The 21,807-nt window shown below is 66.1% G+C and carries 19 protein-coding genes; 12 read left to right on the top strand and 7 right to left on the bottom strand.

Annotation, left to right across the window (positions count from 1 at the left end; translation table 11 throughout):
• Positions 1–41: 41 nt before the first annotated feature.
• On the top strand, positions 42–587 hold the full coding sequence (locus RT614_RS16225) for a DUF192 domain-containing protein (protein ID WP_313623142.1): 546 nt from the start codon (positions 42–44) through the stop codon (positions 585–587).
• 98 nt (positions 588–685) lie between these two features.
• Here the strand turns inward: RT614_RS16225 and pcaF are convergent, their stop codons facing one another.
• The 6 genes from pcaF to xseA form a co-directional block, all read right to left on the bottom strand.
• Positions 686–1,891: a 3-oxoadipyl-CoA thiolase gene (pcaF, locus tag RT614_RS16230; protein ID WP_313623143.1), complete on the bottom strand. Its 1,206-nt coding sequence runs from the start codon at positions 1,889–1,891 to the stop codon at positions 686–688.
• 164 nt (positions 1,892–2,055) lie between these two features.
• Positions 2,056–3,456 (bottom strand): chloride channel protein, encoded by a 1,401-nt coding sequence (locus tag RT614_RS16235; RefSeq protein ID WP_313623144.1) that lies wholly within the window; start codon positions 3,454–3,456, stop codon positions 2,056–2,058.
• 97 nt (positions 3,457–3,553) lie between these two features.
• Positions 3,554–5,260, bottom strand: coding sequence for a methyl-accepting chemotaxis protein (locus tag RT614_RS16240; protein ID WP_313623145.1), 1,707 nt, complete (start codon positions 5,258–5,260; stop codon positions 3,554–3,556).
• A gap of 277 nt (positions 5,261–5,537) precedes the next feature.
• A complete protein-coding gene (sodB, locus tag RT614_RS16245; RefSeq protein ID WP_313623146.1) occupies positions 5,538–6,116 on the bottom strand; it encodes a superoxide dismutase [Fe] in 579 nt (192 codons plus the stop codon).
• 139 nt (positions 6,117–6,255) lie between these two features.
• A complete protein-coding gene (locus tag RT614_RS16250; protein WP_313623147.1) occupies positions 6,256–9,441 on the bottom strand; it encodes an ankyrin repeat domain-containing protein in 3,186 nt (1,061 codons plus the stop codon).
• Between the two features lie 71 nt (positions 9,442–9,512).
• Positions 9,513–10,880 (bottom strand): exodeoxyribonuclease VII large subunit, encoded by a 1,368-nt coding sequence (gene xseA / locus RT614_RS16255; protein WP_313623148.1) that lies wholly within the window; start codon positions 10,878–10,880, stop codon positions 9,513–9,515.
• A 349-nt stretch (positions 10,881–11,229) separates the two neighbouring features.
• On the opposite strand from xseA, the gene RT614_RS16260 reads away from it, so the two are divergent.
• The 10 genes from RT614_RS16260 to rpsT all read left to right on the top strand — a co-directional run bounded on the left by RT614_RS16260 (position 11,230) and on the right by rpsT (position 19,364).
• Complete coding sequence (locus RT614_RS16260; RefSeq protein WP_313623149.1) at positions 11,230–11,853, top strand: MotA/TolQ/ExbB proton channel family protein; 624 nt, start codon at positions 11,230–11,232, stop codon at positions 11,851–11,853.
• Positions 11,850–12,263 (top strand): biopolymer transporter ExbD, encoded by a 414-nt coding sequence (locus RT614_RS16265; RefSeq protein WP_313623150.1) that lies wholly within the window; start codon positions 11,850–11,852, stop codon positions 12,261–12,263. The genes RT614_RS16260 and RT614_RS16265 overlap by 4 nt, the downstream gene beginning before the upstream one ends.
• Positions 12,260–13,306 carry a tetraacyldisaccharide 4'-kinase gene (lpxK, locus tag RT614_RS16270; protein WP_313623151.1) on the top strand — a complete coding sequence of 349 codons (1,047 nt, stop codon included), beginning with the start codon at positions 12,260–12,262 and terminating at the stop codon, positions 13,304–13,306. The genes RT614_RS16265 and lpxK overlap by 4 nt, the downstream gene beginning before the upstream one ends.
• Positions 13,307–13,394: 88 nt before the next feature.
• Positions 13,395–13,577 (top strand): Trm112 family protein, encoded by a 183-nt coding sequence (locus tag RT614_RS16275; RefSeq protein ID WP_280019052.1) that lies wholly within the window; start codon positions 13,395–13,397, stop codon positions 13,575–13,577.
• Between the two features lie 10 nt (positions 13,578–13,587).
• The gene (gene kdsB / locus RT614_RS16280; protein WP_313623152.1) at positions 13,588–14,352 is read left to right on the top strand and encodes a 3-deoxy-manno-octulosonate cytidylyltransferase; all 765 of its coding nucleotides are present in this window, start codon (positions 13,588–13,590) and stop codon (positions 14,350–14,352) included.
• Positions 14,353–14,443: 91 nt separating this feature from the next.
• On the top strand, positions 14,444–15,100 hold the full coding sequence (gene adk / locus RT614_RS16285; RefSeq protein ID WP_313623153.1) for an adenylate kinase: 657 nt from the start codon (positions 14,444–14,446) through the stop codon (positions 15,098–15,100).
• 134 nt (positions 15,101–15,234) lie between these two features.
• On the top strand, positions 15,235–15,993 hold the full coding sequence (locus RT614_RS16290) for a 3-hydroxyacyl-CoA dehydrogenase (protein ID WP_313623154.1): 759 nt from the start codon (positions 15,235–15,237) through the stop codon (positions 15,991–15,993).
• Positions 15,994–16,098: 105 nt separating this feature from the next.
• Positions 16,099–17,658 (top strand): murein biosynthesis integral membrane protein MurJ, encoded by a 1,560-nt coding sequence (murJ, locus tag RT614_RS16295; RefSeq protein WP_313623155.1) that lies wholly within the window; start codon positions 16,099–16,101, stop codon positions 17,656–17,658.
• Between the two features lie 195 nt (positions 17,659–17,853).
• Positions 17,854–18,813, top strand: coding sequence for a FecR family protein (locus RT614_RS16300; RefSeq protein ID WP_313623233.1), 960 nt, complete (start codon positions 17,854–17,856; stop codon positions 18,811–18,813).
• 287 nt (positions 18,814–19,100) lie between these two features.
• Entirely contained in the window at positions 19,101–19,364 is a 264-nt protein-coding gene (rpsT, locus tag RT614_RS16305) for a 30S ribosomal protein S20 (protein ID WP_043542310.1), read from the top strand.
• A gap of 183 nt (positions 19,365–19,547) precedes the next feature.
• Here rpsT and RT614_RS16310 read toward each other — a convergent pair whose 3' ends face one another.
• Complete coding sequence (locus tag RT614_RS16310) at positions 19,548–20,462, bottom strand: LysR family transcriptional regulator (RefSeq protein WP_313623156.1); 915 nt, start codon at positions 20,460–20,462, stop codon at positions 19,548–19,550.
• 109 nt (positions 20,463–20,571) lie between these two features.
• Here RT614_RS16310 and lysA point away from each other — a divergent pair, with 109 nt between their 5' ends.
• Positions 20,572–21,804, top strand: coding sequence for a diaminopimelate decarboxylase (gene lysA, locus RT614_RS16315; protein WP_313623158.1), 1,233 nt, complete (start codon positions 20,572–20,574; stop codon positions 21,802–21,804).
• The last annotated feature ends 3 nt before the right edge of the window (positions 21,805–21,807 follow it).

Raw genomic sequence — 21,807 nt, forward strand, 5'->3', positions numbered from 1 at the left:
TCGAGCCCCGCCTTGTTATTTTCTTATTACTCCGCCGGGCCATGCCGAAGAATGCCGTTTTGTTTCCCATTGTTCATACGCTGTTTACTGCAACGCTTGTCAAAGCGGCTTCGTTGAAGACGGCAGTCTTGCAGCGAGCCTCGGCCATAACCGCCGCGGTCCTGGCGGCTGGTGCGATCGGCCTGCCCTTGCCCGCCAGCGCACAGTCCCAGACCGGCCCGCAGCCCCGGCTTCCCATCACGCAGTTGTCGGCCGGCATCCATATTATCCGCGCGGAAGTCGCCAATACGGACGCCACCCGGCGCGACGGCCTGATGTTCCGCCGGGAACTGCCCGGCAACGACGGCATGCTCTTCGTGTTCGAACAGCCGGACGTCCAGTGCTTCTGGATGCGCAACACGCTGCTGCCCCTTTCGATTGCCTTTATCGCCGACGACGGCACGATCGTCAACATCGAGGACATGGCGCCGCAGACCGAAGACCCGCATTGCGCCAGGAAGCCCGTGCGCTACGCGCTGGAGATGTCCCAAGGCTGGTTCGACGCCCACGGCATCACGGCAGGCAAGAAGCTGGACGGCTTGCCCTGAATACAAGGCGGCCGAGCGCAGCCGCGCATGAAAAAGGGAGCCCGCGGGCTCCCTTTTCATTTCCGGCGCTGTTTCCATGCCGGACGCTGCGACGCCGATTACACGCGCTCGATGATCAGCGCGATGCCCTGGCCGACGCCGATGCACATCGTGCACAGCGCATAGCGGCCGCCGGTGCGCTGCAGTTGGTTGATGGCGGTAGTGGCCAGCCGCGCGCCGCTGGCGCCAAGGGGGTGACCCAAGGCGATCGCGCCGCCATTGGGGTTCACGCGCGGGTCGTTGTCGGCGATGCCCAGTTGGCGCAGCACGGCCAGACCCTGGGCGGCGAACGCCTCGTTCAGTTCGATGACGTCCATCTGGTCTAGCGTCAGGCCGGTCTGGGCCAGCACCTTCTGGGTGGCGGGCGCGGGGCCGATGCCCATGATGCGCGGCGCAACGCCGGCGGTGGCCATGCCGACCACGCGAGCGCGCGGGGTCAGGCTGTGGCGGGCCGCGGCCTTTTCGTCGGCCAGCAGCAACGCGGCGGCGCCGTCGTTCACGCCCGACGCATTGCCGGCCGTGACGCTGCCGCCTTCACGGACCACGCCCTTGAGCTTGGCCAGCGACTCCAGCGACGTTTCGCGCGGATGCTCGTCCTTCGAGACGACGATGGGATCGCCCTTCTTCTGAGCGATCGACACGGGAACGATCTCGGCGTCGAAGAAACCTTCCTTCTGGGCGCGCGCGGTTTTTTGCTGGCTGGCCAGCGCGAACAGGTCCTGGTCGGCGCGGCTGACGTTGAAATCATCGGCGACGTTTTCGGCCGTCTCGGGCATGGAGTCCACGCCGTACTGGGATTTCATCAGCTTGTTCACGAAGCGCCAGCCGATGGTCGTGTCGTAGATGGCGGCATTGCGCGAGTAGGCGCTGTCGGCCTTGCCCATGACGAAGGGCGCACGGCTCATGCTTTCGACGCCGCCCGCGAGCATCAGGCCGGCTTCGCCGGCGCGGATGGCGCGCGCGGCCGTGCCGATGGCGTCCAGGCCCGAACCGCAGAGGCGGTTGACCGTGGCGCCGGGCACTTCGATCGGGAGACCCGCCAGCAGCGTGGCCATGCGGGCCACGTTGCGGTTGTCTTCGCCGGCCTGGTTGGCGCAGCCCATGATGGCGTCGTCGAGCTCTTCCCAGCGCACGCCGGGGTTGCGCGCGACCAGCGCCTTGATGGCTACGGCAAGCAGGTCATCGGGGCGCACGGAAGCCAGCGCACCGCCGTAACGGCCAAAGGGGGTACGGATCGCATCACAGATAAAGGCGTTCGCAGTCATGGGAAGCTCGGAATGAAGTGAGAGAACTCGGGATCGACCGATCTTAACGCAGCGCTTTCGCGCCAAGTTGGTGCGTCGCAAGGATGTCCGCAGCACGGACAGTGTCCAACGGACGTTCACATCGTGGCTGGCCCGCGCCCGGAATCGGGCGCCGCTGCCCGGTTTCAGTGCGGCGCGGCCGACGACTTGGCCGCCCGGCCCGCTTCCACGATCGCCTGCCGGCGGAAGCGCCCCGCCGCCAGATGGTAGAACGGTTGGGGGCAAAACTGGCGCGATACGCCGGAAGCCAGCAAAGAGCCAATCAGCAGCCAGAACAGCATGGGCTGGCTGCCCGTCATTTCCATGACGACGACGCTGGCCGTCAGCGGCGCCTGCGTGGCCGCGGCCAGGAAGGCTGCCATCGACAGCAGGACGAGGACGCGTTGGTCGACGCCGCCTCCCGCCACTTCCCAGATGTGATGTCCGATGCCGGCGCCGGTGGTGAGCGCCGGCGTAAAGATGCCGCCGGGGATGCCTGCCCAGTACGACGCCACTGTGGCGGCAAGCTTGGCCAGGCCGAACCCGTCGGGCACGGATGGCACGCCATTGAGGAGGTCCGCTGCCGCGGCGTAGCCTGTGCCATAGATGCTGCCGGCCGTGCAAAGGCCGATCACCGCGAGCGCCAGGCCCATGGCGAACGCCGTCCAGATGGGATGCGTGCGTATCCACGCGCGCCAGGACTGCGGCGCCACGCCCGCGGCGCCCTTGCCCAGCAACCAGGCGAAGATGCCGCCCAGGGCGCCGTTGAGCGCGCCGCAGATGATGATCCACATCACCATGTCCTGCGACAGCGGCGCGCCGCCGAAAACGCCGAAATACGGATTGTTGCCCTGCACCGCCACCACCAGGAAACCGGCGGCCAGCACGCCAATCAGGACCAGCCGCTGCCAGCGCAGCACGGTGCCGCGCCCCAGTTCCTCGATGGCGAAGATGACGCCGGCCAGCGGCGCATTGAACGCGGCAGCCAGGCCTCCGGCCGCGCCGGCCGCAATCAATTCATTGGCGTGAAAGCCGCGCAGCTGCACGCCGCGCCGTTTCCAGAAATCGCCCCATGCCAGCATGAGCGCCGCGCCCACCTGAACGGACGGACCTTCCCGGCCGATCGACGCGCCGGCAAGCATGCCCAAGAACGCAAGGGGAATCTTCCAGAGACTCTGCGCCAGCGACACCAGGCTGTTCTGGCTGGGGCCTGGCGGCAGCGAGAGCGCGCCGATGACTTGAGGGATGCCGCTGCCGGCCGCGTTCGGCGCAAAGCGCAGCGTCAGCCAACGCAATGCCGCCAGGCTGAACGGCAAAACCAGCAGCGCCAGCCAGCCGTTATAAGCCACCCATTGACGGTTCCAGGCGAGCGCCTTGTCGGCCAGGTAAGCGAAGCCCAGGGACATGAGCGCCACCAGCGCGGCGCCTCCCAGAAGCAGTCCCACCTGGACGCTTTTGCGCGACAGGCGGTTGATCTGCCTCGTCTTGCGCCGCGCCAACCGGCGTGTTCGGGCAATGATTCGGCGGACGGGGTCGGGCAGACTCATGGGCGGGACAGGACGGCGTGGGGGTTGCTAACCATACCATTCCATCCTGACCCGCAACCGAAAGCGCGAACCGCCGCGCCGACAGCGCCGCCCTCGATCAGAAGGACGACCAGTCGTCCTGCGCGGCGCTTGCCAGCGCGGGCCGCGCCTGCACCGGACGAACCGCGGACTCGACCGGCTTGCGCGGCGCGACGGGCTCGGCCGGCATGAGCCGGGGCTGCGCCTGCAGCGCCTGGCTGCCGCCCGCGTCGACCTTGAAGCGGCGCACTTCCTGCGCCAGGCGTGTGGCCTGCTCCTGCATGCTGGCTGCGGCCGCGGCCGCTTCCTCCACCAGCGCGGCATTCTGCTGGGTCACCGTGTCCATCTGGGCCACGGCCTGGTTCACCTGGCCAATGCCGGTCGACTGCTCTTCCGACGCGCTGGCGATCTCGCGCACCAGGGTTGCCACCTGGCGCACGCTGTCCACTACTTCGCGCATCGTCCGGCCGGCTTCATCGACCTGTCGCGTGCCGCCTTCGACACGAGTCACGGATTCGTCGATCAAGGCCTTGATTTCCTTGGCGGCCACGGCCGAACGCTGCGCAAGGGTGCGCACTTCACCGGCGACCACCGCAAAGCCGCGGCCCTGTTCGCCTGCCCGCGCCGCTTCCACGGCGGCGTTGAGCGCCAGGATATTGGTCTGGAAGGCGATGCCGTCGATCACGCCCGTGATATCGGCGATTCGGCGCGAGCTGTCGGAGATCGCGCTCATGGTCTCGACCACGCCATCCACAACCTGGCCGCCACGCACTGCGACGGTGGACGCCTGGTTGACGAGGCGGTCGGCCTCGCTGGCGTTGTTGGCGTTCTGCTGCACCGTGCTGGTCAGCTCTTCCATCGACGCCGCGGTTTCTTCCAGCGAAGAAGCCTGCTCTTCGGTGCGCTGCGAAAGATCGGAGTTGCCCTGGGCGATCTGCGACGACGCCGAGGCGATGTTCTCACAGCCGTCTCGCACGTCGCGCACGATGCGCGACAGGCTCTCGTTCATGGCCTTGAGCGCCCCCATCAGGTCGCCAGTCTCGTCGCGCGTGGAAACGCGGATGTCGGCCGTCAGGTCGCCAGCGGCAACCTGACGCGCCGCAGCCACGGCCTGGTCCAGCGGTCGCACGATGCCGCGCGTCACCAGCCAGCCCAGCAGCATGCCGATGGCCACGCCCGCAACGGCCAGCACGATCATGATGGCGCGGACGGTGCCGTAAAGGTCCGTGCCTTCCTGCACGGTTCGCTCGGCGGCCTTCTCCTTGCTAAGCGCCAGGCTGGTCATCAGGTCATCGAGCTTCTGCGACGTGGCGATGACGCGCTTTTCGATCTCGGCCACGCGGGGATCGGTCTGCGTCATTGGCTGCGCCTTGGCAGCGTCAAAAAAGGCCGTGGCCTCTCGCTTCCACGCCTGCTCGGCTTCGCGGAATTGCGCCAGCAGCTGCTTGGTCCGCTCTTCGTAGAAATTCGCAGCGGCCTTTTCGCGCAGCGTGTCCATGGTCTTGACGGCGTCGTCGAACTGCTTGCGCAGCGCCTGCCGCTCCTGATCCGACGACGCGCCCAGATACGCATTGCGCGCGCGCCCCGCGTAGATCAGATTGATATTGGCTTCCTTCAGATCCGAAATGCCGCGCAATTCGGTGTCGTAAAGCCGGTCGTTCATGTCATTGATACGAGACAGGCCCCATACGCCGAAGGCCCCGATCGCACCCCCTATCACCGCCACCAGCAAAAATGCTCCCGTCAGGCGAGCGCCGATACGCAACCCTGAAAATAACCGCAACATGCTTCCCTTCCCTGTAATTACCCCGGCCTATTGCGGTCGTACCGCAGTCCTTTGCTCCGTGGCGCAGCGCAAGACCCGGCAACGATAGCGGGCTATCTACTAGGGGTTACCCCAAAAAAAAGCATGTTCTCGCGCTATTTCCCCTTAATGAATTCGACAATCGACACAGACGGCGAAACTGAATTTTTCCTGAACAAAAGAAAACCCCTCGCCGGGGCGAGGGGTTCGGTTCTGCGGGCTGCGGCGCCAGGGCCGCATTGGCGCCCGCGACTGCCTATCAGGCAAAGTTCTTGGCGGCAAAGTCCCAGTTCGCCAGCGCCCAGAAGTTTTCCAGGTACTTCGGACGGGCATTGCGGTAGTCAATGTAGTACGCGTGTTCCCAGACATCACAGGTGAGCAGCGGCTTGTCGGCCGTCGTGAGCGGGGTGGCGGCGTTGCTGGTGTTGACGATGTCGACCGTGCCGTCGGTCTTCTTGACCAGCCAGGTCCAGCCCGAACCGAAGTTACCGGCGGCGGACTTGTTGAAGGCTTCCTTGAAGGCGTCGAAGCTGCCCCACTTGGCGTTGATGGCGTCAGCCAGCTTGCCCGAGGGAGCGCCGCCAGCCTTGGGAGCCAGGCTGTTCCAGTAGAACGTGTGGTTCCAGACTTGAGCTGCGTTGTTGAAGATGCCACCCGAGGATTTCTTCACGATGTCTTCCAGCGACAGCGTTTCGAATTCCGTGCCCGGGATCAGGTTGTTCAGATTCGTGACGTACGTCTGGTGATGCTTGCCGTAGTGGAACTCCAGCGTTTCCTTGGAGATGTGCGGCGCCAGCGCGTCGAGTTCGTAAGGCAGGGGGGGAAGAGTATGTGCCATGTGATGGTTCCTTCTGTTGAGTGCACGATCAAGCCGTTCAATTGTATCGGCAACTAATGAGGATACCGTGTTAACCCCGCGCTGGCGCGGGGTTAAGGGACACATGCTTATGACTTCGGTGTCTGAGTCTATGCAAACGCTACTGTTTCACGTAGCGCAGTTCCCTGCTCCCGCTGGTTTCGACGAGCGCCCCATCTTTGGCCAGCGCAAAGGATTTGTGCAACGGCGCGCCGGCCGCTTCATCGGGCGCCGCCACATCGATGCGCAAGGCGCGCGCATCGGGGTCGATTTCGCGAACGTCGACGTTGTGCCAGCGCGCGCCGGCAGGCGGCGGAACGAACACGGCCAGCGCCTTCAGGCCGCCCGCCGAGATGGGAGCGGTGACGCCGTCCGCCCCTTCGGATTGCCGCGGGGCGCCTCCGTAGTCGCCATCCGCCGACGACATCGCCACATCGATGCTTACAGGCCGGCCGCGATGGTACACACGCACCGTCAACAGACCGTCGTCGCCCGCGCGGGAGTCCGCCCGCACGTCCTGGATGGCCGAGTAGGGCTGCACCGGCGGCGTGTCGAGGAAAAGATGCTTGCCGTCGCTGCGCCACGCGCCGCGCGCGCTGATGTCGATGGCGCCATAGCTCATGAAGTACTCGAAGCTGCCGTCTTCCAAAAGCAGGAGTTCGCTGCCCACTTCTCGCACGCCGCGCAGGTAATAATGGCCCGGCAGGCGCACGGCATCCGACGACTTGTTCGCTGCCTTGGCGCCCACGCGCCTGCCCTGCGAAGGCTGCGGACAATCCGCCTGCAGCGTCACGCCTGCCTCTAGCAGGACGCGGGAAAAGGGCGGCGCGGACTGGCACGTCAGCGCAACGGAAAACGATTGTCCTGGCGGGGCAGCGGCCGCATCGAAGCGCGCGCCATGACGCGCGAGCAGCGAGAGCATGGCGGGCTGGCCAGTCTCCAGAGCCACCCAGGCCGGACTGCGGCCAGCGCCGTCGACAGCGTCCGGGCTGGCCCCGGCCGCCAGCATGGCATCGGCCAGATCACGACGCCCCAGCCGTATCGCCTCGTTCAACGGCGTGCCGCCGTCGGGCAGGGTCGCATCCAGGTCCGCACCCGCATCGATCAATTGCCGCAAGACTTCCACGACGGTGTCATGCCTGGCCGTGATCAACTGACGGCTCTGCAACAGCAACGATAGGATGCGGTAATGCAGGCGGCCCGCGTCCCGCGCGCAAGCGCCTTCGCTGCCCGTGAAGCCGGCAGCCCGCAATTGTGCGAAATAGCCCGGCGTGTCCAGCAAGGCGTGCTCGCTGTTCTCCGGCAGGCAGGCGTCTTTCAGCGACTGCCCGTTGGCCTGGCTGACCCTGCGCACCATCGCCATATCGCCGGAAGCCACGGCGGCGTTCAACAAGGCGTACGGCTGCGGCGCCCGAGGCAGACGCCGATCGTCCAGCTTCGCGCCGCCGCGCTCCAGTCGTTCCAGCATCGCGGTGTCACGCCTGCCGATCACCCAATACAACCCGCTTTCGCCGCCGGGCGCCAGGGCCGCAGGATCGGCGCCCTTGGCAAGCAACGCGTCCACGACAGCAAGCTGGCCGTACGTCGCCGCCAACAGCAGCGGCGGCGTGGATGCGGGGTCATAACGATCCCGCGCGGCGCCGACGCGCGTGTCGGCCTGCGCAGACGGATTCACCGGCACGCCAGCGTCGATCAGCTTCAGCGCCAGCGCCGTGTCGCGGTTTTCCAGGGCCTGCCGGATCGCGCCAGCACCTAGCGTCTTGACGTCGAAGCCCGCGTCGGTAAACGCCCGCAGCATGGCGGCGCCGTGCTTGCCCGGCTCGCGCAACAGGCGCGCAACTGGCGAATGCTCGGAATCATTAAGCGCGGAGCGCAGCGACTCTGGCGTCATCCCTGCCAGGAGATCGCTCAGGATCGCGACGTCCTGCGCCTGCACCGCCGCTTCCAGGGCCGACTTCCGGTCGTACCCTTCGCGTTTGGCCGCCGGATCAGCGCCGGCTGCCAACAGGATCTTCACGGCCTCCGGCTTGCCCGCCTCGACGGCATCCGCCAGCGGCGTGTTGCCGTAGGGCTCGGACTCATCCCCTTCGAGCGGCGCGCCGAGCGCGACCAAGCGCTGCAAGGTCTGCGTGTCACCCTGGCGCGCAGCCAGATTCATGATGGGCGCCGGCGCGGTGTCGAATTTAGTGAAGGCAAGCCGGGCAGATCCGACCTGAGGGCCGCGCTGTGCAAAAGGCATTTGCTGGCGCAGCAGTTGCCGGGCGATGGCCGGATGACCGCCCGCCACCGCGGCTTGGGCCGCATCCAGCCACACATCGCGTTCGCCAGTTTCACCGTAGCCGGTCGCGGGTATCGTGCGCGGCCCCAGCTCCATCAGCAGCGACACCGCCTCGGGATCGCCACGGTACGCGGCCAGCGCCAGGGCCGTCAGTTCCTCGTCATAGGCGGGTTTGCTGCCCGTAGCCGCCAGCGCGCGCAACGGTTCTGCGCCTTCCGTCATTTCGACGATCGGCAGCCATGCCAGGAAATCGGCCGAGGGGCGCTGCTTGCCGCTCGCGTCCGCGGGAGAACCGGGCTGCGCCGATTGCGCGGGCTGGTCGAGCCTGGCATACGGACGACCGGCGCCTGCCTTGAAGAGCGCCAGCACCATCCGCGTCATGTCCGCACGGCCCACCAGACGCGGCATGTAGGTCATGCGCACCGCAAATTCGAAATCGCGGTCCAGCAGGAATTCCAGCGGACTGCGATTCTCGTCGCCGCGCTGGTCCGGGCTGGCGCCGGCGGCCAGCAGCGCGTCCACGATCTCCGGCGTGCCGTACAGGATGGCCAGGTGCAAGGACGGATGGCGAGATTCGTAGGTCACGTCGTCCAGCGGGGGCCGGGTGGCCAGCAGCGCGGCCAGCATGCGGGTGCGGGCCGGCAGCAGGCTCCGATAATCCTCGCGGATGCGCGCGGCTTCCTGCGGCGCCATATCCCAATACACCTTATCGGACCGCATGCTACGTGGAGGCATCAACAACGCATGCAACAAGGGCACGCCGTCGATGGCGTAGTCGCCGGGCTTCTCCACGCTGGCCAGGGCGGCCGCGAACGCCGCCTCGTCGCTGCGGCTGACGGCGGCAAACAGCGCCTGGGTCTGCGGCGTATCGGCGTTCTTGTACTCACGGTATGGCCAGGCGCAATTGCAATCTGGCGGCGCTGGCTGTGGACCCTGCGAGTCGGCGCGCGCAGGCCCGAACGCGCCGATCGCGAATGCCGCCGCGGCTAGGCCGGCCGCCATCCACCCCGTGTTTCTGTTGTGCAACATCGAGTCGTTCTTGAATGCGTGGAAGTGGCGCGATCCGTGCCTCTATCGGGCGCACGGGCGGCCCTGAGGTGTCAGCTTGCGTCGCGCGTCTTGCGGGTCTGCTGGACCAGGACCTGCGCGCCGCCTTGGGCAAAGCTCAGGTCCAGCGGCTGGCCGGCCGCCAAAGCGGCGGCGTCACGCACGATGCGGCCTTCAGCGTCGCGGGCAATGGCATAGCCGCGAGACAGCGTGTTGCCGGGGTCGAGGGCGCGCAGTTGCGCGCTGGCGGCGGCGAGCCTGTTCCGCCCCTGATTGAGCAGCCGCGTATGCGCCAGACCCAATTGGCGCACGGCGCCCGCCAGGCGGTCGGCGGCTCGGCCCGTGTCGGGGACGCGATGCGTCAGGCGCTGCGCAAGCAGGTTGACGCGTGCGGCGCGCCTGCCCTGCGGAGCGGACCATGCCGACGCCAGACGGAACCGCAGGCTGTTCAGCCGTTCGCGCTGGTGTTCCAGGCGCTGCGCGGGGGAAACCAGTTGGGCGGCGGCCCGGTCCAGCCGCTGCGCAGCCCGTTCCAGCCGGCGCTGCTGGCCGCGCGTCATGGACTGAGCAGCCTGCATGACCTGACCCAGCAGTTCGGAACGCGGCGCGCAGGCCAGTTCCGCCGCCGCCGTGGGCGTGGGGGCCCGCAGGTCGGACACGAAATCCACGATCGTGAAGTCGGTCTCGTGCCCCACGCCGCTGATGACGGGGATTTCGCTGACTGCCACCTGGCGCGCCAGGTCCTCGTCGTTGAAACTCCAGAGGTCTTCGATGCTGCCGCCGCCACGCACAAGCAGCAGCGTGTCCACCTCGGCCCGCTGGTTGGCCATGCGCACTTGCGCCGCCAGCCGGGCCGCAGCATCCGCGCCCTGCACCGGAGCGGGATAGATGATGACGGGCACCTGGGGTGCGCGCCTGGCAAGGGCGGAAAGAACATCCCGCAGCGCGGCCGCATGCAGGGACGTGATCACCCCGATCGCACGCGGCAGCCGCACGGGCTCGCGCTTGCGGGCGGGATCGAACAGCCCTTCGGATGCCAGTTGCTCTTTCAGACGCAGGAACGCCTCGTACAGATTCCCTAGACCTGCCCGCCGCATGGCGTCAGCCTGCAGCTGATAATCGCCGCGGGGTTCATACAGGGACACCCTGGCACGGATTTCGACTTGGTCGCCTGCCCGGGGCACGAATCCCACTGCGCTGGCGCGGCTTCGGAACATGACAGCCCGCACGGAGGCCCGGCTGTCCTTGAGCGTGAAATACCAATGGCCGGAAGCCGCCTGCGTAAAGTTGGAAATCTCACCGCGAACCCACAGCGCCGGAATGCTGCGCTCCAACAACTGCCCCACCGCTTGATTTAGCTGGGCAACTGTAAGGATTTCCCGCGTGAATGCGTTGTTTGTGACTGGGAATTCAATTGTCATGCGGCTTTCCGACGCGAACCTGTCCACAGGGCATGCATAGCGGGCCGCAATGATACCGCGTCCCCAGGATTTTGCAGCAGCTGCCCGAAGAGCCAGTATTTTCGGTGCAAGTAATTGATTTTTATGAGTTTTATATCAAGGCGACGCTGTGCGTTTTTGAAGCAAACAAGCGCGGGCCCTGTGCCCATAAGCCTTCCGGCTGAGTTTTACACATAATTATCCACAGATTCTGTGGATAGATTCGGGGTCACCCTGCCTTGCCACGAAAGCTCCGCACCGTTACAGTTTCGGCTTGTTCAGACGCCAATGCGCGCCCTCCGGCGCCACGGCTCCTCAGGAGTTGACCGCTTTGCTTTCCATCTTGCGCGAGGCCGGCTGGCCCATCTGGCCCCTGCTGGCGACATCCGTGCTGGGCTTGGCGCTGATCCTCGAGCGCTTCCTCTCCTTGCGTCGGAGCCTAGTCCTGCCGCGCGGCCTGAACGAACAGGTCGCCGAAATGCTGCGCACCCACCAGGACACCCCCGAATCGATCCACCGGCTGGAACGCAATTCGCCGCTGGGACGCGTCCTGGCCGAAGTCATGCGTCACCGCCACCTGCCTCGCGAGGAATTGCGCAACGTGGTCGAGGACGCCGGCCGCGCCGTCGCGCACGATCTCAGCCGTTACATTTCCGCCATTGGCACCATCGCCGTCATCGCTCCGCTCATGGGTCTGTTCGGCACGGTGGTGGGCATGATCGAGATCTTCGGTTCGTACACACCCGGCGGCGGAGACCCCGCCCAACTGGCGCGCGGCATCTCGATGGCGCTGTACAACACCGGTTTCGGCATCCTGATCGCCATTCCGGCCATGATTGCGCATCGCTACCTGCGTGGCCGCGTGGACGGCTATCTCAGCGCCATGGAACAGGCTGCTTCCCGCCTGGTCCGGGCCGTCGCGCCGACGCGCGCACCGCGCGAGGCTCGACCATGAATTTCCGCGGTTCCCGCGGCGACCGCGATGAGCTGGACATCAACCTGATCCCGCTCATCGATGTCCTGCTGGTCATTCTGATCTTCCTGGCAGCCACCACCTCTTTCGCGCGCTTTACGCAGCTCAAGGTGACCCTTCCGCAGGCTTCGTCCGAGCAGGACACCCCGCCGGCGCTGGAAGTGGCCGTCAGCCAGGACGGCCGCTATGCCCTGAACGGCACCCTGATCGACGTCTCCACGCCGCCCGAAATTGCCGACGCCCTGCGCCAGGCCGCCGCGGGCAAGACCGAACCGCTGGTCGTCATCAACGCCGATGCGCAAGCCACGCACCAGTCCGTGATCAACATCATGGAAGCCGCCCGCCTGGCCGGCATCGGCCGCGTCAATTTCGCCGCCCAGACTTCCCGGTGAGTTCGAAACGCGCATCGCTGCTGGCGCGCCAATGGCAGCACGGCGGCTGGCTGTCCACGACCCTCCGCCCGCTTTCCGCGCTTACCGCCTGGGCCGTCGCCCGCAAGCGGGCGAGCTATGCCTGCGGCGCCAAGAAGCCGTACCGGCCGCCGGTTCCGGTCGTCGTGATCGGCAACATCTACGTGGGCGGCACCGGCAAAACGCCGATGGTGATCGCCACCGTCGAAGGCCTGCGGGCGCGCGGTTACACCCCGGGCGTCGTCAGCCGCGGGTTCGGCGTGAAGGTCGGCCCCCGGCCTCGAGTGGGTTCGGGCCAGCTTGAGGCCGCCCAGTACGGCGACGAGCCCGCGCTGATCGCCCGCGCCACCGGCGCTCCGGTATCCATCCATCCGCGGCGCGCCCTCGCCGCTCAGGCGCTGCTCCAGGCGCACCCCGAGGTTGACGTCATCGTGTCCGACGACGGCCTGCAGCACCTGGCCCTGGCGCGGGATATCGAAATCGTGGTGCAGGACCAGCGCGGCGTGGGCAACGGCCGCCTGCTGCCTGCCGGGCCGCTGCGGGAACCCGCCAGCCGGCTGGCCGACGTGGACGCCGTGGTGACCAACATCGGCACACCCGCGGCAGATTCGGACGCCCCCCCGGTCGGCGGCCGCCCCCGCCAGGTGCGCATGTGGCTGAAGCCCGGCGACGCCAGACAGATCGAAGGGCATGCTTCACACCCCTTGGGCGCGTTCTCCGGACAGCCACGCGTCGCGGCAGCGGCGGGCATCGGCAATCCCGAGCGCTTCTTCGACACGCTGCGATCCGCGGGCATCACGCTGGCCGCCACCCTTCCCCTGCCCGACCACCATGACTACGCCACGTCGCCCTTCCAGGGGATGGAGGCGGACGTCATTCTGGTCACGTCCAAGGACGCCATCAAATGCGGCGCCCTGCAGGACGCTCGCTTGTGGGAAGTGCCCGTCCAGGCCGACTTTTCCGACGCCGGACTGTTCGACTGGCTGGCGCAAGCGCTGCGCACCCGCAAGATCGCAGGGAACTAGGGTCGGACCACCACCCCGCATCTGACGGTGGATTCTTCGACCGCGCGCCGACGCTGTCGCAGCGGAAAACTGTTTTAGAATTCCGGTCATGGAATCCCGACTTCTCGACATCCTCGTTTGCCCCCTGTGCAAGGGCCGCCTCGAACATGACCGCCAGCAGGCGGAACTGATCTGCCGCGCGGACCGGCTGGCCTTCCCCCTGCGCGACGGCATTCCCGTCATGCTGGAGTCGGAAGCCCGCGCGCTGGACGACGCCGCAGCTCCCCGCTGAACGCCGCATCGTGAGCTTCATCGCCATCATCCCGGCGCGCACCGCCTCGACCCGTCTTCCCGACAAGCCCCTGGCCGACATCGCCGGCAAACCGATGGTCGTGCGCACCGCCGACCGTGCCGCGCTGTCGCGCGCCTCGGCGGTGTACGTCGCGACTGACGACGTCCGCGTCCAGCAGGCCGCTAAGGCGCACGGCCTGCACGCCCTGATGACGCGCAGCGACCACCCCACCGGCACCGACCGCCTGGCCGAAGCCGTCGAGCAACTGGGTCTGCCTGATGACGCGATCGTCGTCAACGTCCAGGGCGACGAGCCCCTGATCGAGCCCGAACTCATCGACGCCGTGGCAGCCAAGCTGCAGGCGCATCCAGAGGCCGACATCGCCACCTCCGCGTGCCCCCTGGCCGACGCCGAGGCCTTGTTCAATCCCAACGTGGTGAAGCTGGTCTGTTCCGCCGATGACCGTGCGCTGTATTTTTCGCGCGCGCCCATCCCGTGGGCCCGCGACGCGCTGGCGGGCGGCGAACGCGTGCTGGCCGACGGCTTGCCCGCCTGGCACCACATCGGCCTGTACGCCTACCGCGTGTCATTCCTGCGCCGCTATCCCACCCTGCCGCAAGGCGCGCTGGAACGGTTCGAATCGCTGGAACAGCTGCGCGCCATGGAATATGGCCACACCATCGTCGTACATCGGGCGTCGACGCCTCCTGCCGGCGGGGTAGATACCCCGGCTGACCTAGAGCGCGTCCGCTTGATCTACAGCAAATCGATATAAGGGTTATTTCCCATGGCGCAGCCCCGCATTGGCTGCTGCGTTGCGGCATAATCCCCCGGATCACAAAAAATAAACCCCTTCAGGAGCACTCATGCGTCTCATCTTGCTCGGACCCCCCGGCGCCGGCAAAGGCACCCAGGCCGCGTTTCTAACGCAGCACTTTGGCATTCCCCAGATTTCCACCGGCGACATGCTGCGCGCGGCGGTGAAAGCGGGCACCCCGCTGGGTATTGAAGCCAAGAAGGTCATGGACGCCGGCGGCCTGGTTTCCGACGAGATCATCATCGGCCTCGTGCAAGACCGCCTGAAGCAGTCCGACTGCGCCAATGGCTATCTGTTCGACGGCTTTCCCCGCACCATCCCGCAAGCCGACGCGCTCAAGAGCGCCGGCGTCAAGCTGGACTACGTCGTGGAAATCGCCGTGCCCGAAGAAGACATCATCGAACGCATGAGCGGACGCCGCGTGCACCAGCCCAGCGGCCGCAGCTATCACGTGCGTTTCAACCCGCCCAAGACCGAAGGCAAGGACGACGTCACCGGCGAAGACCTGATCCAGCGCGTCGACGACCGCGAAGAAACCGTGCGCCATCGCCTCGACGTGTACCGCGACCAGACACGTCCGCTCGTCGACTACTACTCGGCCTGGGCCCAGCAGGACGCCGCCGCCGCGCCGAAGTACCGCAAGATCTCGGGCGTGGGCGCCGTCGACGAAATCAAGTCCCGCCTGTTCGAGGCCGTCCAGAGCTGATCGGCGCCTCGATGGCCCCAAGGCCTTCGGCGCCGGCCGGACGCAAGACGTTCCGACCCAGGCCCGAAGGCCTTGTTGCATCCGGCGCCCGCCGCGCCGCCCTCCTTCTTTTGAACTGACCTGGTGGTACATACATGGAAATCGCGAACAAGGTATTCATCGTTACCGGCGGCGCATCCGGCCTGGGCGCCGGCACCGCGCGCATGCTGGTCGAAAACGGCGCCAAGGTTGTCATCGCCGACCTGCAGGACGAGCCGGGCGAAGCCCTGGCCAAGGAACTGGGCCAACGCTACGTGCACTGCGACGTAACCCAGGAAGCCGACGGCAAGAAGGTCGTGGCCGCCGCGCTGGAACTGGGCACGCTGTTCGGCCTGGTCAACTGCGCGGGTGTCGCGCCTGCCGCGAAGATCGTGGGCAAGAACGGCGCGCACTCCCTGGACCTGTTCCAGAAGGTCGTGTCGATCAACCTGATTGGCAGCTTCAACATGATGCGCCTGGCCGCCGAGGCCATGAGCGCGAACACGCCCGAGCCCACCGGCGAGCGCGGCGTGATGATCAACACGGCTTCGGTAGCCGCCTTTGACGGCCAGATCGGCCAGGCGGCCTACGCCGCGTCCAAGGCGGGCGTGGCGGGCATGACGCTGCCCATCGCGCGCGACCTCGCCAAGACCGGCATCCGCTGCATGACCATCGCCCCGGGCATCTTCGGCACGCCGATGATCTTCGGCATGCCGCAGGAAGTGCAGGATTCGCTGGCCGCCAGCATTCCGTTCCCCGCCCGCCTGGGCCGCCCGGAAGACTACGCCAAGCTGGTCCACAGCATCATCACCAACGACATGCTCAACGGCGAAACGATCCGCTTGGACGGCGCCATCCGCATGCCCCCGAAGTAATTCTCTATAAAGCCGGCCCACCACGTGGGCCGCTTTGCGAGTGGCCGGGCGCTCAGCCCATGTTGCCTCGAAGGCCCGGCCCGCACCTTCTTCAGTAGTCCACCCATGAGCCTGTTTCGTTCGGCGGCCACCGTCAGCAGCTTTACGCTGCTGTCGCGCATTTCCGGCCTGATCCGCGACATCCTGGTGGCGCGCGCATTCGGCGCGGGTCCCATCACCGACGCCTTCTGGGTCGCATTCCGCATTCCCAACCTGCTGCGCCGCCTGTTCGCCGAAGGCGCATTCGCCCAGGCATTCGTTCCCATCCTGGGCGCCGCGCGCAACAACCGCTCGGAAGAAGAGGTGCGCACGCTGCTGGACCGCGTGGCGCTCCTGCTGACCGCGGCGCTGATGCTGGTCACGCTGATCGGCATCGTTGCAGCCCCCTGGGTGGTGTCCGCCATGGCCAGTGGCCTGCGTGGCGCGGCCCGCGATACCGAGTTCGGCGCGGCCGTCTGGATGACGCGGATGATGTTTCCGTACATCCTCTGCATGTCCCTTATCGCTTTCGCGTCCGGCGTGTTGAATACGTGGCGGCGCTTTGCCGTCCCGGCATTCACGCCCGTGCTGCTCAATCTATCGATGATCGGCGCCTGCATCTGGTTGGCGCCGCGCATGGACGTGCCGGTCTACGCATTGGCCGTCGGCGTCATGATCGGCGGCATCGCGCAACTGGCGGTGCAATGGGTCGCCTTGACTCGCTTGGGCCTCACGCCGCGCTTCTCCCTGCGATTCGGCCAGGCTTGGGCTGACCCGACGGTGCAACGCATCCTGAAGCAGATGGCGCCCGCCACGCTGGGCGTGTCGGTGGCGCAGATTTCGCTGCTGATCAACACCAACATCGCCACCTGGCTTACGCCGGGCAGCGTGACCTGGTTGTCGTTCGCCGATCGCCTGATGGAATTTCCCACGGCGCTGCTGGGCGTGGCGCTGGGCACGGTTTTGCTTCCAAGCCTGTCCGCCGCCCACGCACGCGACGACCACGGCGGCTACAGCGAGCTTTTGGACTGGGGTTTGCGGCTGGTCCTGTTGCTGGGCTTGCCGGCCGCGGTGGGCATGGCGTTGCTGTCCGATGGACTTGTCGCCACACTGTTCCACTACGGCGCCTTCGACGGGCACGACGTGCTGCAGACCCGGCTGGCCGTGATTTCGTATTCCGCAGGGTTGATCGGTCTGCTGGCCGTGAAGATCCTGGCCCCGGGCTTTTACGCCAAGCAGGATATCCGGACGCCCGTGAAGATCGCGATCGGCGTGCTGGTGCTGACGCAGGTGCTGAACCTGATGCTGGTGCCGCTGATGGCGCACGCCGGCCTTGCCTTGGCCATCGGGCTGGGGGCCTGCCTGAACGCGCTGGCGCTGCTGATCGGCCTGCGCCGCCGGGGCGTCTACACGCCCGGAGCCGGCTGGACGTCGTTCGCATTGCGCATCGTGCCGGCGCTGGCCGCGCTGGCGGCGCTGCTCTGGTACGCCGACGGCAAGATCGACTGGCTGGGTTTGCAAGCTCATGCGGGTCAGCGGGCGGCCATGCTGGGCGGCGTCCTGGCCGCCAGCGGTATCGTGTACTTCGGAATGTTGTTACTGTTTGGGTTTCGCCTGCGAGACTTCGGCCGACGCCCAAAGCGGTAATTCCAGCCGTTTGGTCTACATTCCCGTCCAAAAGCCGGTCAAAGACCGGCTTTTCGCATTAAATTCGTCAAGAATTGACAGGCGACGCGTAATCTTTGGTAAAAAACCTTTATGATTTAAAAATCGCGACTAAGAGGACCCCCTGCTGGCCAAGGCCTGCGGGAATATGAAGTGAAGTACGCCCAAGGACAACCCATGGCGGACCAGGTGATCAATTGGCTGCTGTTGCTGCGCTCTGGCAAGGCCACGGCCCAAGACTACAACGACTTCCTGGCGTGGCGCGCGGCCGACCCTGTCCATGAGAACGCCTGGCAGCAATTGACGGGCACACTGGCAGGGTCTTCGTTCGGCCGGCTCGGCGACGCCTACGCCACAGGCAGCGCCGCTGCTGCCCAGTCGTTGATCCCTCCTCCTCCGCCGGCCATCGTGCCGCCTCGCCGCCGTTTCCTGACTGGCGCGCTTGCGCTCGCCGGTACGGGAGCGGTCGCAGCTTACGTGGGCAACGCCTTCTACCCGTTGAACAATGTTGCGGCCGACGCCGCCACGGCAACGGGCGAGCGCCGCCGCTACCTGCTGTCGGACGGCAGCCAACTGCTGCTGGACGCTCGCAGCCGCGTCAACCTGGATTTCACGCCCGCCTACCGCCAGGTCCGGCTGCTGGATGGCGCGGTCACCGTGTCGGTTGCGCCCGACTCGCGGCGCCCCTTCCTCGTCCAGACAGCCCAAGGCACGGTCCGGGCCCTGGGCACGCGTTACATGGTGCGCCAGCAGGCGCAGCGCACCGTCGTGGTGGTCCACGAACACGAGGTCGAAGTCGAGACCATGTCCGGCGCCCATGGCACCATCCGGGCCGGCACGGGCGCCCGCTTCGACAATGCCCGCATGGATACGCCGCGCGCCGAACTCATGGCCGAAGCCGCCTGGGAATCCGGTTGGGTCGAGGCCCGCGGCCGTCCGCTGGCCGAAGTCATTGCCGCGCTGCGCCCCTATCGCAGCGGCACGCTCCGCGTGTCGATGGCTGCCGGCGGTCTACCAGTGTCGGGCCACTTTCCGTTGGACGACACCGACGCCGCGCTGGACAGCCTGCAAGACCAGATGCCCATCCAGGTGCGCCGCTTTACGCCCTGGTTCGTGTCGATCAACGTCGCCGCCTGACAACGCTGGCGTCAGAAGCGGTTCTGCCGGTCGCTTCCGTTGTATAATCGATACCGAGTATTTATCCAGTGTTTTATCCATTGTTTTACCCCGTAGGCGCCGCGCATATTCCTCAAGGTTTTCAAGAGGATCAGACGCAAGGGTTCTCCACCCCGGGAATTCTTCCCAGCAGCGCCCTCCCGCCCGGTTGACGGGCGCTCCATCGGTTAAAGCGACATTAATAGCTTGCATTCCCCTAGGGACTTGCTACAATGTTCGACTTTGCCGAATTCAACTTATATAGCAACATGGCCAATACCGCCCAAGCCCGCAAGCGCGCTCGCCAATCCGTTGAGCGCAACAAGCACAATTCCAGCCTGCGCTCGATGCTGCGCACCGCCATCAAGCGCGTTCGCCAATCCATCGCCGCTGGCGACAAGGCTGCGGCTGGCGAAGTGTTCCAGAAGGCCACCAGCGTGATCGATCGCGTGGCTGACAAGAACATCATCCACAAGAACAAGGCCGCTCGCCACAAGAGCCGCCTGGCTGCCGCCATCAAGGCGCTGGCCTAAGCCATTCTGCCGCCCCCGCTTTCGGGGCGTCACGAATACGGCAAATGAAGAAGGATGCCCACGGGCATCCTTTTTTTTGTCTGTTTTGTTCAGCTGATTTTCGATTGCCGGCTTTTTGTTTGCCGGCTTTTTGTTTGCCAGCTTATTCTTTGCTCCGCCCGCGCCTGATTATCCCGCCCTACTTTAGCGGCTTGCGGGCGCCAGCCTCTCTTTGATGGCGTCCGCTGCGTCGTGCAGTGACGCCATGAACGCCTGAACCAGTGGATTGCCCGGCCGATATTCCGGGAACACCACATTGACGCGGAACGGAAATGATCGCGTCAATGGCCGTATGTGCAGTCCGCGCCCCGCGAAATCCAGGGCGGTCAGCGGATTGACGATCGCCAGGCCCAAGCCCTGCCGGACGAAGGTGCAGACCGACACTGCGGTGGGCGTCTCTACGATGGACCGCGGCAAGACGCCCGTCTCGGCAAAGGCCTCGTCGATCTGGATGCGATAAGGGTCATTGGCCGACAGGCTGACAAACGCCTGCCCATCGAAGTCGGGTAGATCAATGGCGGCGCGCGCCAAAAGCGGATGGCCGTCGGGCAGCACGCAAACCTCGTCCACTTCCAGCAGCAGCTCCAGCCGGGTGCCGGCCGGGGCCACGTCGTGTTCGGTCAGTCCCAAGTCGTAGCGCTGCGCCGTCAGCCATTCTTCCAGCAGCGGGGACTCCTGCGCCTCTATCGACAGGCTTACGCCGGGATGTCGTCCGTGAAACCGCTGGAAGGCCGCAGGCAGGATCGAATGCGAAAACGCCGGCAGGGAGATCACAGACAGCTGCCCTTCGCGGAAGGCTCGCAAACGCGCCGCCGTGGACGCCACGCGCTCGAGCCCCGCATAGGACTGCCGCACCTCTTCGAAGAGCGCCAGGGCCGGCATCGTGGGCCGCAGCCGACCCGCGATGCGATCGAACAGGGCGAAGCCAATGGACTGCTCCATGCGGGCAAGCTCCCGGCTGACCGTGGGCTGCGAGGAACTGAGCAGCTCGGCGGCCTTGGTCACGCTGCCGGCGATCATCACGGCGCGAAAGACTTCGATATGACGGTGCGTCAGCATTTCGCTCCATATCAGGATTGAATGGATCTGGTAAATCAAAGCATTTTACTGGATGGGCATGCCCGGGCATCATGCCGCCTTTGCTTCAATCAACAAAAGGTTGCCCCTCATGGCCTTCGATCCGCGCCAGCTCACCCAACTCGCCGCCGAGCACGGCACGCCGCTCTGGGTGTACGACGCCGCCGTCATTCGTGACCGCATTGCGCAACTGCGCCGCTTCGACACGATCCGCTACGCCCAGAAGGCGTGCTCCAACCTGCACATCCTGCGCCTCATGCGCTCGGAAGGTGTGTTCGTGGATGCGGTGTCCCTGGGCGAGATCGAACGCAGCCTGGCCGCAGGCTTCCAGCCGCGCAGCGAACCCGAAGGCATCGTTTTCACGGCCGACCTGATCGACCACGCCACCCTCGCCACCGCGCTCAAGCACGGCATCACCGTCAACGCCGGTTCGCTGGACATGCTGTCCCGCGTCGGCCAGGCCTCGACCGGCCATCGCGTGTGGCTGCGCATCAACCCGGGATTTGGCCACGGCCACAGTAACAAGACCAACACCGGCGGCCCGCAAAGCAAGCACGGCATCTGGATCGGCGACGTGGCTGAAGCCGTTTCCATCGTTCGCCGCCACGGGCTCAAGCTCGTCGGTGTCCACATGCATATCGGTTCCGGCGTCGACTACAAGCACCTTTCCAGCGTCTGCGACGCCATGGTGGACGTGGTGAAGTCGCTGGATCACGACATCGAGGCCATCTCGGCGGGCGGCGGCCTGTCGATTCCCTACCGCGAAGGCGAGCCGCGCATCGACTGCGATCATTACTTCGAACAGTGGGACGCAGCCCGTCAGCGCATCGCGCAATACCTGGGCCACGAGATCCGCCTGGAAATCGAACCTGGCCGGTTCCTGGTGGCCGAAGCGGGCGCGCTGGTGTCCGAGGTGCATGCGATCAACCGCCGTCCCGAACGTGACTTCGCGCTGGTCGACGCCGGCTTCAACGACCTGATGCGCCCCGCCATGTACGGCAGCTACCACAGGATTTCCGTGCACGCGCCGGACGGCGGCTACCCGGAAGGCGCGGCCGAGACGCGAATCGCGGTGGCTGGCCCGCTGTGCGAGTCAGGTGACGTGTTCACGCAGAACGAAGGCGGCGTCATGTCCGATCAGTTGCTGCCGCGGCCGCGCATCGGCGACTACATGGTCTTTCACAATGCAGGCGCCTACGGCTCGTCGATGTCTTCGAACTACAACAGCCGTCCTTTGGCGCCGGAAGTGCTGCTGGACAAGGGCGAGTCGCGCCTGATCCGCCGCCGCCAGACCATCGCCGAACTGCTGGCGCTGGAAGAGTGATGC

The organism is Achromobacter sp. (assembly GCF_032102605.1).
GTDB lineage: Bacteria > Pseudomonadota > Gammaproteobacteria > Burkholderiales > Burkholderiaceae_B > Achromobacter.

Coding starts and splice junctions, on each gene's coding strand:
- pcaF (WP_313623143.1), bottom strand. CDS start 1,891: ATGACTGCGAACGCCTTTATCTGTGATGCGATCCGTACCCCCTTTGGC.
- RT614_RS16275 (WP_280019052.1), top strand. CDS start 13,395: ATGGAATCCCGACTTCTCGACATCCTCGTTTGCCCCCTGTGCAAGGGC.
- adk (WP_313623153.1), top strand. CDS start 14,444: ATGCGTCTCATCTTGCTCGGACCCCCCGGCGCCGGCAAAGGCACCCAG.
- xseA (WP_313623148.1), bottom strand. CDS start 10,880: ATGACAATTGAATTCCCAGTCACAAACAACGCATTCACGCGGGAAATC.
- RT614_RS16240 (WP_313623145.1), bottom strand. CDS start 5,260: ATGTTGCGGTTATTTTCAGGGTTGCGTATCGGCGCTCGCCTGACGGGA.
- RT614_RS16310 (WP_313623156.1), bottom strand. CDS start 20,462: ATGCTGACGCACCGTCATATCGAAGTCTTTCGCGCCGTGATGATCGCC.
- RT614_RS16290 (WP_313623154.1), top strand. CDS start 15,235: ATGGAAATCGCGAACAAGGTATTCATCGTTACCGGCGGCGCATCCGGC.
- RT614_RS16235 (WP_313623144.1), bottom strand. CDS start 3,456: ATGAGTCTGCCCGACCCCGTCCGCCGAATCATTGCCCGAACACGCCGG.
- murJ (WP_313623155.1), top strand. CDS start 16,099: ATGAGCCTGTTTCGTTCGGCGGCCACCGTCAGCAGCTTTACGCTGCTG.
- RT614_RS16225 (WP_313623142.1), top strand. CDS start 42: ATGCCGAAGAATGCCGTTTTGTTTCCCATTGTTCATACGCTGTTTACT.
- RT614_RS16250 (WP_313623147.1), bottom strand. CDS start 9,441: ATGTTGCACAACAGAAACACGGGGTGGATGGCGGCCGGCCTAGCCGCG.
- sodB (WP_313623146.1), bottom strand. CDS start 6,116: ATGGCACATACTCTTCCCCCCCTGCCTTACGAACTCGACGCGCTGGCG.
- RT614_RS16300 (WP_313623233.1), top strand. CDS start 17,854: ATGGCGGACCAGGTGATCAATTGGCTGCTGTTGCTGCGCTCTGGCAAG.
- lysA (WP_313623158.1), top strand. CDS start 20,572: ATGGCCTTCGATCCGCGCCAGCTCACCCAACTCGCCGCCGAGCACGGC.
- rpsT (WP_043542310.1), top strand. CDS start 19,101: ATGGCCAATACCGCCCAAGCCCGCAAGCGCGCTCGCCAATCCGTTGAG.
- RT614_RS16265 (WP_313623150.1), top strand. CDS start 11,850: ATGAATTTCCGCGGTTCCCGCGGCGACCGCGATGAGCTGGACATCAAC.